Source organism: Pantoea sp. UBA7232 (assembly GCF_002473195.1).
Lineage (GTDB): Bacteria > Pseudomonadota > Gammaproteobacteria > Enterobacterales > Enterobacteriaceae > Pantoea > Pantoea eucrina.
The window spans coordinates 1-12,667 of record NZ_DKTK01000013.1 but is presented as its reverse complement, the minus strand read 5'-3'; the positions used below and the strand labels follow the sequence as shown (position 1 = coordinate 12,667).

Sequence of the window (12,667 nt, the reverse complement as noted above, 5' to 3'; positions counted from 1 at the left end):
CTTTGTACCAGGCCGCCATTAATGGCGCCCCTACAGGATATATCTCGTAGGGGCCGCATTTATGCGGCCCGTTGTGCCGGGACGATGCGGCGTTGTGCCAGAGCGCCATTAATGGCGCCCCTACGGGAGGTGTGGCGCAATAAAAAACCCCGGCAGGCCGGGGTTTGATAAGGCTGAAAATTGTCGGTGGGAACTTAGCCAGCTACCGCGATACGTTTCATATCGGTCATGTAGCCACGCAGCTTGCGACCAACGGTTTCAATCGGATGCTGACGAATCGCTTCGTTAACGTCGCGCAGCTGTGCGTTATCAACCTGAGTGCCTTCTGTCGCTTTGCCCAGATCGCCCGGCTGCAGCGTGGTCATAAACTCCTCCAGCAGCGGTACAGCGGCGAATGAGAACAGGTAGTTGCCATACTCAGCGGTATCGGAGATCACCACGTTCATCTCATACAGGCGCTTACGTGCGATGGTGTTAGCAATCAGCGGCAGCTCATGCAGCGACTCATAGTATGCAGACTCTTCAATGATGCCGGCATCTACCATGGTTTCAAACGCCAGCTCAACGCCCGCTTTTACCATCGCGACCATCACCACGCCTTTGTCGTAGTACTCCTGCTCTTCGATTTTGCCCTCAAACTGTGGCGCATTTTCAAACGCCGTTTTACCGGTCTCTTCACGCCAGGTCAGCAGGTTTTTATCATCGTTCGCCCAGTCAGCCATCATACCGGAGGAGAATTCACCCGAGATGATATCATCCATATGCTTCTGGAACAGCGGAGCCATGATCGTTTTCAGCTGCTCAGAAAGCGCATACGCACGGATTTTTGCCGGATTAGACAGGCGATCCATCATCAGCGTAATACCGCCAAACTTCAGTGATTCAGTGATGGTTTCCCAGCCAAACTGGATCAGTTTTTCGGTATAGGCGACATCGTGCCCTTCAGCCACCAGCTTGTCGAAGCAGAGCAGCGAACCCGCCTGCAGCATGCCGCACAGAATGGTCTGCTCACCCATCAGATCCGATTTTACTTCCGCCACAAAGGAGGACTCCAGCACGCCTGCGCGGTCACCGCCGGTCGCCGCAGCCCAGGCTTTCGCGATAGCCATACCTTCGCCTTTCGGATCGTTTTCCGGGTGTACGGCAATAAGCGTCGGAACACCAAAACCACGTTTATACTCTTCACGCACTTCTGTACCCGGGCACTTCGGTGCCACCATCACCACGGTGATGTCTTTGCGGATGGTTTCGCCCACTTCAACAATGTTAAAGCCATGCGAGTAGCCCAGCGCAGCGCCATCTTTCATCAGGGGCTGAACCGCCTTCACAACAGAAGAGTGCTGTTTGTCTGGCGTCAGGTTAACCACCAGATCCGCCTGCGGGATCAGCTCTTCATAGGTACCGACTTTAAAACCGTTTTCTGTTGCTTTGCGGAACGAGGCGCGCTTTTCTGCAATCGCTTCTGCACGCAGCGCATAGGCTACATCCAGCCCGGAGTCGCGCATATTGAGCCCCTGGTTCAGGCCCTGTGCGCCGCAGCCCACGATCACTACTTTTTTACCTTTCAGGAAGCTGGCGCCATCGGCGAACTCATCGCGCGCCATAAAGCGACATTTGCCCAGCTGCGCTAACTGATTGCGCAGGTTTAATGTGTTGAAGTAGTTAGCCATGGGGTACTCCGCATCAATGTTGTGTTTGCATTATTGTCTGATAGCGGCGCCTGTTTCAGCGCTGCGAATGACCCCATCATATGACAGGAAATCCATTGCTTAAATTGATATATTAACAACGTTACGTTGCAATTTTTGCAATACGAAATGTCAGGAGATCCCGGATGGATTTACGCGATTTAAAACTCTTTCTGCATCTGGCAGAAAGCTGCCATTTTGGCCGTACGGCACGCGCCATGCACGTCAGCCCCTCTACGCTGTCGCGCCAGATCCAGCGGCTGGAAGAGGATGTCGGCCATGCGCTGTTTCTGCGTGATAACCGCACCGTGACGCTGACGGAAGCGGGTGAGCGGCTGCGCCAGTTTGCCCAGCAGACGCTGCTGCAGTATCAGCAGCTGCGTCACGTCATGGATCTCAACGGCCCCTCGCTAAGCGGTGAGCTGCGTCTGTTCTGCTCGGTGACTGCCGCTTACAGCCATCTGCCGCCGATTCTCGATCGCTTTCGCGCTGAACATCCGCAGGTGGAGATCAAGCTCACGACCGGCGACGCGGCGGACGCCATTGAGATGGTGCAGTCTGGCGAGGCGGATCTGGCCATCGCCGGCCGGCCGGAGTCGCTGCCCGCCAGCATCGGCTTTACACCGCTGGGGCTGATCCCGCTGGTGCTGATTGCACCCGCGCTGCCCTGCCCGGTACGCAGTCAGGCCACGCAGACGGAGCCCGACTGGTCGCAGATCCCGTTTATTATTCCGGATCAGGGACCGGCGCGGCGCGGCATCGATCTCTGGTTCCGGCGCTATCGTCTCGCTAATCCGCAGATCTACGCTACGGTGGCGGGCCATGAGGCGATTATCTCTATGGTGGCGCTGGGCTGCGGAATTGCGCTGGTGCCGGATGTGGTGCTGGAGAACAGCCCTGAGCCGGTGCGAAACCGGGTGATGACGCTGGAGAACGTGGAGTCAGTGGCGCCGCTGCAGCTGGGCGTTTGCGTACAAAAAAAGCGGCTCGGGGAGCCGCTGATTCATGCATTCTGGCATCTGCTCTGATTACTGGCCGGCGAGAAAGAAACGGAACGCCGGATTATTCGCCTCATCGTGCCACTCGTAACCCAGTGCCGTCAGGTGAGTTTCAAAATCGGGTTCTTTATCATTCACTTCAAATGCCGCCAGCACGCGACCAAAATCGGTGCCGTGGCTGCGGTAGTGGAACAGTGAGATATTCCAGTGCGCGCCCAGCGTCTGCAGAAACTTCAGCAGCGCGCCCGGCGCCTCCGGGAACTCAAAGCTGAACAGCCGCTCGCGCAGCGGTTTTGACGGACGCCCGCCGACCATATAACGCACATGCAGCTTGGCCATCTCATCATCAGAGAGATCCACCACCTGGTAGCCCCCTTCAGTAAGCTGGCTGATGATCTCGCTGCGCTCCTCAAGACCGCGCGTCAGGCGCACGCCGACAAAGATGCAGGCGCTGTCCGCATCCGCATAGCGGTAGTTGAACTCCGTGACCGATCGGCCGCCCAGCGTCTGGCAGAATGTCAGAAAGCTGCCCTGCTGCTCAGGAATGGTCACCGCCAGCAGCGCTTCCCGCTGCTCTCCCAGCTCGCAGCGTTCGGAAACATAGCGCAGGCCGTGGAAGTTGACGTTGGCGCCCGACAGCACGTGTGCCAGGCGCTCGCCTTTGATGTCGTGCTGCTGGATATACTTTTTCATTCCCGCCAGCGCCAGCGCACCTGAGGGTTCCGCCACGGCCCGCACATCCTCAAACAGATCTTTCATCGCCGCACAGATGGCATCGCTGTCAACGGTGATGATGTCGTCGAGATACTCCTGGCAGAGCCGGAAAGTTTCGCTGCCGATACGTTTCACCGCCACGCCCTCGGCAAACAGCCCGACGCGCGGCAGATCCACCGGCTCGCCCGCCGTCAGCGCAGCTTTCAGGCAGGCGGAGTCTTCAGACTCCACCGCGATGACTTTGATCTGCGGCATCAGCTGTTTAATCAGCACCGCCACGCCGGCTGCCAGCCCGCCGCCGCCAACCGGAACAAATACGCGATCAAGATGCGCATCCTGCTGCAGCAGCTCCATCGCCAGCGTGCCCTGCCCGGCAATCACCGCCGGATGGTCAAACGGCGGCACAAAGGTGTACCCCTGCTGCTGCGCCAGCTCAATCGCTTTGGCTTTCGCCTCATCGAAATTTGCGCCAAACAGAAAGGCTTCGCCGCCAAACGCCCGCACCGCATCGACTTTGATATCCGCCGTGGTGACCGGCATGACAATCAGCGATTTAATTCCCAGCGTGCTGGCTGAGAGTGCAACCCCCTGCGCGTGGTTACCGGCAGAAGCGGTCACCACGCCGCGCGCTTTCTGCTCTTCGTTTAATCCGGCGATCATCGCATAGGCACCGCGCAGCTTGAAGCTGTGCACCGGCTGCCGATCTTCACGTTTCACCAGAACGGTGTTGCCGAGCCTTGATGAGAGTTTCTCCATCTTCTGCAGCGGCGTTACCTGCGCAATTTCATAAACCGGCGCACGCAGAATGGCACGCAGGTATTCCGCGCCGCCAGGCGACGCAGACAGGGGTTGAGACTCAGCCATACCATCAGCCTCCCAGCTTCGACTTGTCGCGCACTGCGCCTTTATCCGCGCTGGTCGCCAGTGAGGCGTAAGCACGCAGCGCAAAAGAGACCTGACGTTCGCGGTTGTGCGGCGTCCAGGCGGCTTCTCCGCGCGCAGCTTCTTCTTCACGACGGGCGTGCAGCTCATTATCCGGTACCGCCAGCTTAATGCCGCGATTCGGGATATCGATCTCAATCAGATCGCCATCTTTTACCAGCGCAATGGTGCCGCCGCTTGCCGCTTCCGGCGAGGCGTGGCCGATAGAGAGGCCGGAGGTGCCGCCAGAGAAGCGCCCGTCGGTGATCAGCGCGCAGCTTTTGCCAAGGCCCATCGACTTCAGATAGGTCGTCGGATAAAGCATCTCCTGCATGCCCGGCCCCCCTTTTGGCCCTTCGTAGCGAATGACGACGACATCACCGGCCACCACTTTACCGCCCAGGATCGCTTCAACGGCATCATCCTGGCTTTCATAGACTTTAGCCGGCCCTTTAAAGGTCAGGATCTCTTTATCGACGCCCGCCGTTTTAACGATACAGCCATCTTCTGCCAGGTTACCGTACAGAACCGCCAGGCCGCCATCCTGTGAGTAGGCGTGTTCGCGCGTACGGATACAGCCCTCAGCGCGATCGTCATCCAGCGTGTCCCAGCGACAGCTTTGCGAGAAAGCCTGCGTGGTGCGGATGCCCGCCGGACCGGCGCGGAACATATCTTTTACGGCCTGGTCCTGCGTCAGCATGATGTCGTACTGATCCAGCGTTTCACGCATCGTCTGCTGCAGAATATTGCGCGCGCTGGTGTCAATCAGGCCAGCCCGATCCAGCTCGCCAAGAATACCGATTACGCCGCCGGCGCGGTGCACATCTTCCATATGATATTTCGGAGTGCTGGGCGCCACTTTACACAGCTGCGGTACTTTACGTGACAGGCGGTCGATATCGGAGATATTGAAGTCGATCTCGCCCTCCTGCGCCGCCGCCAGCAGATGCAGTACGGTATTGGTGGAGCCGCCCATGGCGATATCCAGCGTCATGGCGTTCTCAAATGCTGCTTTGGTCGCGATATTACGCGGCAGCATATTGGCGTCATCCTGCTCGTAGTAGCGTTTGGTCAGGCTCACAATGCGTTTACCGGCATTGATGAACAGCGCTTTACGATCGGCGTGGGTGGCCAGCAGCGAGCCGTTGCCCGGCTGTGACAGGCCCAGCGCTTCTGTCAGGCAGTTCATGGAGTTAGCGGTAAACATTCCGGAGCAGGAGCCGCAGGTTGGGCAGGCTGAGCGCTCAATCTGCTCACTGTCGGCGTCGCTGACGTTGGGGTTCGCCCCCTGAATCATCGCATCTACCAGATCCAGCTTGATGATCTGGTCGGAGAGTTTGGTTTTCCCCGCTTCCATCGGGCCGCCGGAGACAAAGATTACCGGAATGTTGAGGCGCAGTGCCGCCATCAGCATGCCCGGGGTGATTTTGTCGCAGTTGGAGATACAGACCATCGCATCCGCGCAGTGGGCGTTGACCATATACTCTACGGAGTCGGCGATCAGCTCACGTGACGGAAGTGAATACAGCATGCCGCCATGTCCCATGGCGATACCATCATCGACCGCGATGGTGTTGAACTCTTTTGCCACACCGCCCGCTGCTTCAATCTGCTCTGCAACCAGCTTGCCGAGGTCGCGCAGATGCACGTGCCCTGGTACAAACTGTGTGAATGAGTTCACTACCGCAATAATTGGCTTGCCGAAATCATCATCGGTCATTCCGGTGGCGCGCCACAGGGCACGGGCACCTGCCATATTACGGCCGTGGGTGGTGGTGGCTGAACGGTACTTAGGCATGCTCTATTTACTCCAGTCTGAAAAATGACGCGGGTGCTGCTGCCCCCGCGCTGATCTCTTGTTACGGATTAACCTGATCCAGCCAGCCATATTTATCTTCGGTTTCGCCGGTAAACAGGCCAAAGAACGCTTTCTGAATTCGGGTGGTCACCGGACCACGCTTGCCTTCGCCGACCTGAATGCCGTCAACGCTGCGCACCGGGGTGATTTCAGCAGCGGTGCCTGACATGAAGATCTCATCGGCCAGATAGAGCGACTCGCGTGACAGCACCTGCTCGCGCACTTCAATACCGAGATCGTGCGCCAGCTTGATAATTGCATCGCGGGTGATGCCCGGCAGAGCGGAAGAGGTAAACGGCGGCGTAAACAGGATGCCATCTTTGACTTCAAACAGGTTTTCGCCTGCGCCTTCAGAGATGTAGCCCTGCGTATCCAGCGCGATCCCTTCCTGATAGCCGTGGCGGCGTGCTTCGCTGCCCACCAGCAGGGAGGAGAGATAGTTACCGCCCGCTTTGGCTGCGGTAGGCAGTGTGTTAGGCGCCACGCGATTCCACGAAGAGACCATGGCGTTGATACCCTGCTCCAGCGCTTCCGGACCGAGGTAGGCTCCCCACGGGAAAGCCGCAATAATCACGTCAGTGGTAAAACCGTCCGGCGGGTTAACGCCCAGGCCTACATCGCCGACAAACGCCAGCGGGCGGATATAGGCACTCTTCAGATTGTTAACGCGGATCACTTCGCGGCAGGCTTCCATCAGCTCATCGACGCTGGCTTTGATGGGAAAACGATAGATTTTTGCGGAGTCGTGCAGACGCTGCATATGTTCACGGTGACGGAACACTACAGGGCCTTTGTGCGAGTCGTAGCAGCGTACGCCTTCAAACACGGAAGTGCCGTAATGCAGTGCGTGAGACATAACGCTGACCTTGGCGTCTTCCCACTTAACCATCTCTCCGTTGAACCAAATAAAGTCTGCTTTCTTCGTACTCATCGTTATGTCCTTTGGCGACTAAGCGCGGATTTGTTGTGTTGTCTGCTGCTGGATCTCGACACAGGCGACATCCAAAAGTTTGCGTAACTGAGAAGACAGTAAATCGACAGAGCGCTGGCTGGCAACGGTCATTTCGATATTAATATTGTCTGCGTTGCTGGCGGAGCCCATATTCATCGCGCAGACCTGAAAGCCGCGGTGGCGAACAACGCGTAAAATGCGCTCCAGCACTTCCGGGCGAAAACGGGCTTCAATTGATAACTGATGCTGATTCATATGCTCTTCTCCATCATGTTTGCGTTGCTGGCACCCGGCGGGACCAGTGGCCAGACGTTTTCATGCTCATCAATCGAAACATGCAGGAAATAAGGTCCTTCGCTGTTCAGCAGAGCATCAATCGCGGCGTCAACTTCATCTTTACGGCTGATACGCTGGCCTGGAATATCAAACGCGCGGGCCAGCATCAGAAAATCGGGGTTATCGGTCAGGATGGTCTCGCTATAGCGGCCATCGAAAAACAGCTGCTGCCACTGGCGCACCATGCCCAGCCGCTGGTTATCCAGCAGCAGAATTTTTACCGGCAGCTGTTTGCGTTTAATCGTGCCCAGCTCCTGAATGTTCATCATGATGGAACCATCACCGGAGACGCAGATTACCGTATCATCAGGGCGGGCAATCTGCGCCCCCACGGCTGCCGGCAGACCAAATCCCATGGTGCCGAGACCGCTGGAGGTGATGAAATTTTCCGGCGCGCTGAACTGCATATGCTGCGCGGTCCACATCTGATGCTGACCCACATCGGTGGTCACAACCGTACTGTCCGGTTTGCGATCGGAAACCTGCTTCAGCAGCAGCGGTGCGTAAATAGCGTCACCGGGATGATCGTAGCGCCAGCTAAACTCCGCTTTCATCGCGCGGACTTCCTGACGCCATGCATCGATCTGCAGAGGCATACTCAGCGCGGGCAGTATCTGCCGGAGGTCGCCTGGCAGCGAAACATGAGCACGGCGCAGTTTGTTCAGCTCCGCCGGATCGATATCGATATGAATAACGCTGGCATGCGGGGCGAAGGTATCCAGCTTGCCGGTCACGCGGTCATCAAAGCGGGCGCCTACTGCAATCAGCAAATCGCACGACTGTACGGCAAGGTTGGCCGCTTTAGTGCCGTGCATGCCCAGCATCCCGAGATAAAGCTCGCTGCTGCTCTCTGCACAGCCAAGCCCTTTCAGGGTTGAGACGACCGGGATGCCGCTTTCTTTTGCCAGCGCACGCAGTGCCGGTACCGCCTGCGCCATACCCACGCCACCCCCTACATAGAGGATGGGTTTTGCCGCACATGCCATTAAGGCGCGCGCGTCATCAATGTGCTGCGGCGAATGGGAAAGGGTCTCCTCAACCGGCAGCAGATGGGGCGTCAGTTCCGCGCTGGCAATCTGGATATCTTTTGGGATATCAACCAGTACCGGCCCCGGGCGTCCCGACTGCGCGATAGCAAAGGCTTCGGCCATCACTGAAGGCAGATCGTCAAGCGATTCAACCAGAAAACTGTGTTTGGTGCAGGCCAGCGACAACCCAAGGACGTCAATCTCCTGAAAAGCGTCGGTTCCCATCACAGCGGATGAAACCTGTCCGGTGATGGCTACTACGGGAACAGAATCCATCATCGCATCCGCCAGGCCAGTGATCAGGTTAGTGGCTCCCGGACCAGAGGTTGCGATGCAGACGCCGGTTTTACCCGTAGCACGGGCATAGCCGATAGCCGCTATCACCGCGCCCTGCTCATGACGGCACAACAGATGTTCTACGCCGCCATCATATAGCGCATCGTACACGGGCATGATAGCGCCGCCAGGATAACCGAACACGGTATCAACGCCCTGCGCGCGTAATGCCTGAACTACCCATTGTGCACCTGTCATGGTTATTCTCCTGTAATCCTGTGAGAACAACAGAATTTTATGCTACTGCTCATAATCTGCTCCTCGCTAATCAGCTGATAGTTTGTCTGGTCAAAAAAAAACCCCCGGACCTTTCGGTGCGGGGGTTTTTGGGATTTCAGACTTGATTTTTAAGCCTTTCTTTCTCCAGACGCAGCCCCGCACGGTGGGTTAATAATCACCACCACGCTAATCACGACTAGGCTAATCACGGATAGAAGGGCTTTCATACGTTGTCTTTTTTTCACTTGTTCGAAGTAATGCCTACAGAGTTATCATAGTTACCGGGTGATTTACAATAATTTTCATCAGCCAATTTTTCGCGGTTCTGATGCAATCATCGTTATCACCTTGTAAAAACTAGGTTATTCAGATTTGTGATAAATATTCATCACGCCCGGCGCGTAATTGCATAATGCTTAGCGGAAGAGATCGCTCATTTTTGGCGAAAACAGTGAAACAATAGAGAAAAATATGGAATAAGGCAGTCAAAATGGCACAACCGGGATCGCAGATAGCGCGCTGAGGAGCAAGGATAGAGGCAACAAGGAGGGGTGATGTCTTTATCTAAAGTTCTGACCCGTGCGGCACTGGGAATCGAAGCGCCGCTGGTAACTGTCGAGGTTCATATCAGTAATGGATTGCCTGCGCTGACGCTGGTCGGCCTGCCTGAAACCACGGTTAAGGAGGCTCGCGAACGGGTACGCAGCGCTATTATTAATAGCGGATTCAGCTTTCCGGCCAAACGTATCACCATCAATCTGGCGCCTGCTGACCTGCCTAAGGAGGGTGGTCGCTACGATCTGCCGATTGCTATCGCGCTTCTCGCAGCCTCAGAACAGCTGCCAGGGGATAAACTTACGCGCTATGAGTTCCTGGGTGAGCTGGCGCTTAACGGCGCGCTCTGTGGCGTGCAGGCCGCAATTCCGGCCGCTATGGCAGCGCTCAGAGCCGGCCGCCAGATGATTGTTGCTGAACAGAATCAGCAGGATGTGGGATTAATCCAGCAGGGCGAAACGCTGACCGGCGTGCATCTTAGTGAAATATGCGCTTTTCTGCACAATCAGACCACGCTCAGAGTGGCGCAGACCGTTGCCGAAGAGGCCACGGACTCACCGCAGGATCTGCGTGACGTTATTGGTCAGCAGCAGGGACGACGCGCGCTGGAGATTGCAGCAGCAGGCGGACATAATCTGCTGCTGCTCGGACCACCCGGTACAGGCAAAACGATGCTGGCGACGCGTCTGCCGGGCATTATGCCACCGCTGGACGACGGTGAAGCGCTGGAGTGTGCGGCAATTGCCAGCCTGGTCAGCAATGGTGAACAGCGAGCTCAGTGGCGTAAGCGCCCTTTCAGGGCGCCTCATCACAGCGCCTCACTCTATGCGCTGGTTGGCGGAGGCTCTATACCCCGCCCGGGTGAAATATCACTGGCACACAATGGCGTACTGTTTCTGGATGAGTTACCGGAATTTGATCGCCGCGTCCTTGATGCGCTGCGTGAACCTATTGAATCAGGCGAAATTGCGCTCTCCCGTACGCGGGCTAAAGTGACTTATCCTGCGCGCTTTCAGCTGATAGGCGCAATGAACCCCAGCCCCACCGGGCATTACCAGGGCAATCACAACCGCTGTTCACCACAGCAGGTACTGCGTTATCTCAGCCGGTTGTCAGGGCCCTTTCTGGACCGCTTCGATTTGTCGCTTGAGATCCCGCTGCTGCCAGGCGGTACCCTGAGTCAGCAGGCTGTCACCGGCGAGAGCACTGCACAGGTCAGGGAACGGGTGCTGGCAGCCAGAGCACGACAGCAGGCGCGCGCTGGCAAAATTAATGCCCATCTTACTAATGCGGAGATCGCGCGCGACTGTGCGTTGTTACAGGCTGATGCAGAGTGGCTGGAAGGAATACTTAATACGCTGGGTTTGTCGGTGCGTGCATGGCAGCGCATCCTGAAAGTGGCCAGAACCATCACCGATCTTGCCGGGGAAACACAGATAGTACGGCCACATCTGCAGGAAGCGGTGAGCTACCGCAGTATCGATCGTTTAATGATTTATCTGCATAAGACGCTGGAATAAAAACGGGGCCGTTCAGAGCCCCGTTTTATCAGTCATCACTGTCGCTGAAATCTTCAACCGTATCCATCTGCGGCTTGCCACCCGAGAGGGTGTGAAAGCGCTTGGGACGCTTGATGCGGGCGATATACTTAGACCAGACGCGTTCTGCTTCGGTCAGCGGCTCACGTTGTCCGCGGCACACTTCAAGAAACGACCGCTCTTCTTCTGTTACCGGTTCGCGTTTTGCCAGATCAAGCTCATTAAAAGCGTATCCGTGACGCTCCAGAAGCTGGGCTTCTTTAATGGTGAAATCACCGTGACGTGAAAATCCACGTGGATAATGTTTGTTATCGAAGAAACGATTTGTTGTTGCGAAGCTTTCCGCCATTTTACACGCTCCTGATTCTCATATGGCCGTGCTATTTATGGCGCGGAGTATTAGATAGGCTTGACAGAGTGTAAAACAAAACATTTAAATCAGTACGACAAACAAATTTTGGGAGAATAGTGTGGATACGGAATTACTGAAAACTTTTCTGGAGGTGAGCAGAACGCGTCATTTTGGACGTGCTGCGGAGGCGCTGTACCTTACGCAATCTGCTGTCAGTTTTCGCATCCGTCAATTGGAAAACCAGCTGGGCGTAAATCTCTTTACCCGCCATCGTAATAATATCCGCCTGACTTCAGCAGGTGAGCGGTTATTACCTTATGCGGAAAGCCTGATGAGTACCTGGCTGATGGCAAAGAAAGAGGTTTCGCATACGCAGCAGCATCATGAGCTCTCAATTGGTGCCAGCGCTTCCCTGTGGGAGGCTTATCTCACGCCCTGGCTTCAGACGCTCTATGAGAACCGTGAGAGCCTGCATATGGAAGCCCGTATTGCCCAGCGTCATCTGCTGGTTAAACAGCTGCATGAGCGGCAGCTTGATCTGCTAATCACCACGGAAGCGCCAAAAATGGATGAGCTCACCAGCCAGCAGATTGGTCATATTTCACTTGCTCTGTTCCGGGCGCGTAAAACGGAAAAACGCGAGAAGTATGATTATATCAAACTGGAATGGGGCGCAGATTTTCATCAGCATGAGAGCTATTTGTCGAGTGATGATGTTCCGGTATTAACCACGACATCGGCACATGTAACGCGGGAACTGTTACACACTACCGGGGCCTGTGCTTTTTTACCCGATTCCTGGCAGGGAATATATAACGATATTGTGCCGATCCCTGATACACCGGTAGCGGTGCGTCCGCTATATGCCGTCTGGCTGCAGAATAGCGATCAGCAAACGCATATTCGTCAGTTGCTCAAATTTCCGGTTCTGACGCACTGAGATAGCAGATTGAGAAGGGTCTGAAGCTGTGAAAGCGGGCACAGACTCTTTCTTTTTTTGAAAGGATGCAGAAGGATCCTGAATTTCAGGCAAAAAAAAATCCTTTGCCGAAGCAAAGGATTGTTTTCTGGCAGGGGCGGAGGGACTCGAACCCCCAACACCCGGTTTTGGAGACCGGTGCTCTACCAATTGAACTACGCCCCTAAATAGGGTGGCGGAACGGACGGGGCTC

General features: G+C 56.0%; 11 protein-coding genes and 1 tRNA gene. 3 read left to right on the top strand and 9 right to left on the bottom strand.

Annotated elements, in window-relative coordinates:
- Positions 1 to 194 precede the first annotated feature (194 nt).
- Positions 195 to 1,670 (bottom strand): ketol-acid reductoisomerase, encoded by a 1,476-nt coding sequence (ilvC, locus tag B4056_RS12910; RefSeq protein ID WP_094112051.1) that lies wholly within the window; start codon positions 1,668 to 1,670, stop codon positions 195 to 197.
- 164 nt (positions 1,671 to 1,834) lie between these two features.
- Between ilvC and ilvY the strand changes: the two genes are divergently transcribed.
- The gene (ilvY, locus tag B4056_RS12905) at positions 1,835 to 2,716 is read left to right on the top strand and encodes an HTH-type transcriptional activator IlvY (protein WP_039381119.1); all 882 of its coding nucleotides are present in this window, start codon (positions 1,835 to 1,837) and stop codon (positions 2,714 to 2,716) included.
- On the opposite strand, the gene ilvA is transcribed toward ilvY, so the two are convergent.
- The 6 genes from ilvA to ilvL all read right to left on the bottom strand — a co-directional run bounded on the left by ilvA (position 2,717) and on the right by ilvL (position 9,277).
- Positions 2,717 to 4,264 carry a threonine ammonia-lyase, biosynthetic gene (ilvA, locus tag B4056_RS12900; protein WP_113655890.1) on the bottom strand — a complete coding sequence of 516 codons (1,548 nt, stop codon included), beginning with the start codon at positions 4,262 to 4,264 and terminating at the stop codon, positions 2,717 to 2,719.
- A gap of 4 nt (positions 4,265 to 4,268) precedes the next feature.
- The gene (ilvD, locus tag B4056_RS12895; RefSeq protein ID WP_039381124.1) at positions 4,269 to 6,119 is read right to left on the bottom strand and encodes a dihydroxy-acid dehydratase; all 1,851 of its coding nucleotides are present in this window, start codon (positions 6,117 to 6,119) and stop codon (positions 4,269 to 4,271) included.
- Positions 6,120 to 6,180: 61 nt separating this feature from the next.
- Positions 6,181 to 7,110, bottom strand: a complete 930-nt coding sequence (locus tag B4056_RS12890; protein WP_039381127.1) for a branched-chain amino acid transaminase — start codon at positions 7,108 to 7,110, stop codon at positions 6,181 to 6,183.
- A gap of 18 nt (positions 7,111 to 7,128) precedes the next feature.
- Positions 7,129 to 7,386, bottom strand: a complete 258-nt coding sequence (gene ilvM / locus B4056_RS12885; RefSeq protein ID WP_039381130.1) for an acetolactate synthase 2 small subunit — start codon at positions 7,384 to 7,386, stop codon at positions 7,129 to 7,131.
- A complete protein-coding gene (ilvG, locus tag B4056_RS12880) occupies positions 7,383 to 9,029 on the bottom strand; it encodes an acetolactate synthase 2 catalytic subunit (protein WP_288654927.1) in 1,647 nt (548 codons plus the stop codon). Before ilvG ends, ilvM begins: the two co-directional genes overlap by 4 nt.
- 149 nt (positions 9,030 to 9,178) lie before the next feature.
- Positions 9,179 to 9,277 carry an ilv operon leader peptide gene (ilvL, locus tag B4056_RS12875; protein ID WP_071669254.1) on the bottom strand — a complete coding sequence of 33 codons (99 nt, stop codon included), beginning with the start codon at positions 9,275 to 9,277 and terminating at the stop codon, positions 9,179 to 9,181.
- A 327-nt stretch (positions 9,278 to 9,604) separates the two neighbouring features.
- Here ilvL and B4056_RS12870 point away from each other — a divergent pair, with 327 nt between their 5' ends.
- Complete coding sequence (locus B4056_RS12870) at positions 9,605 to 11,125, top strand: YifB family Mg chelatase-like AAA ATPase (protein ID WP_071669253.1); 1,521 nt, start codon at positions 9,605 to 9,607, stop codon at positions 11,123 to 11,125.
- Between the two features lie 28 nt (positions 11,126 to 11,153).
- On the opposite strand, the gene B4056_RS12865 is transcribed toward B4056_RS12870, so the two are convergent.
- On the bottom strand, positions 11,154 to 11,492 hold the full coding sequence (locus B4056_RS12865; protein WP_039381138.1) for a DUF413 domain-containing protein: 339 nt from the start codon (positions 11,490 to 11,492) through the stop codon (positions 11,154 to 11,156).
- A gap of 121 nt (positions 11,493 to 11,613) precedes the next feature.
- On the opposite strand from B4056_RS12865, the gene hdfR reads away from it, so the two are divergent.
- Positions 11,614 to 12,435: an HTH-type transcriptional regulator HdfR gene (gene hdfR / locus B4056_RS12860; protein WP_039381140.1), complete on the top strand. Its 822-nt coding sequence runs from the start codon at positions 11,614 to 11,616 to the stop codon at positions 12,433 to 12,435.
- 128 nt (positions 12,436 to 12,563) lie between these two features.
- Here hdfR and B4056_RS12855 read toward each other — a convergent pair.
- Positions 12,564 to 12,639, bottom strand: a tRNA-Trp gene (locus tag B4056_RS12855).
- Positions 12,640 to 12,667 lie beyond the last annotated feature (28 nt).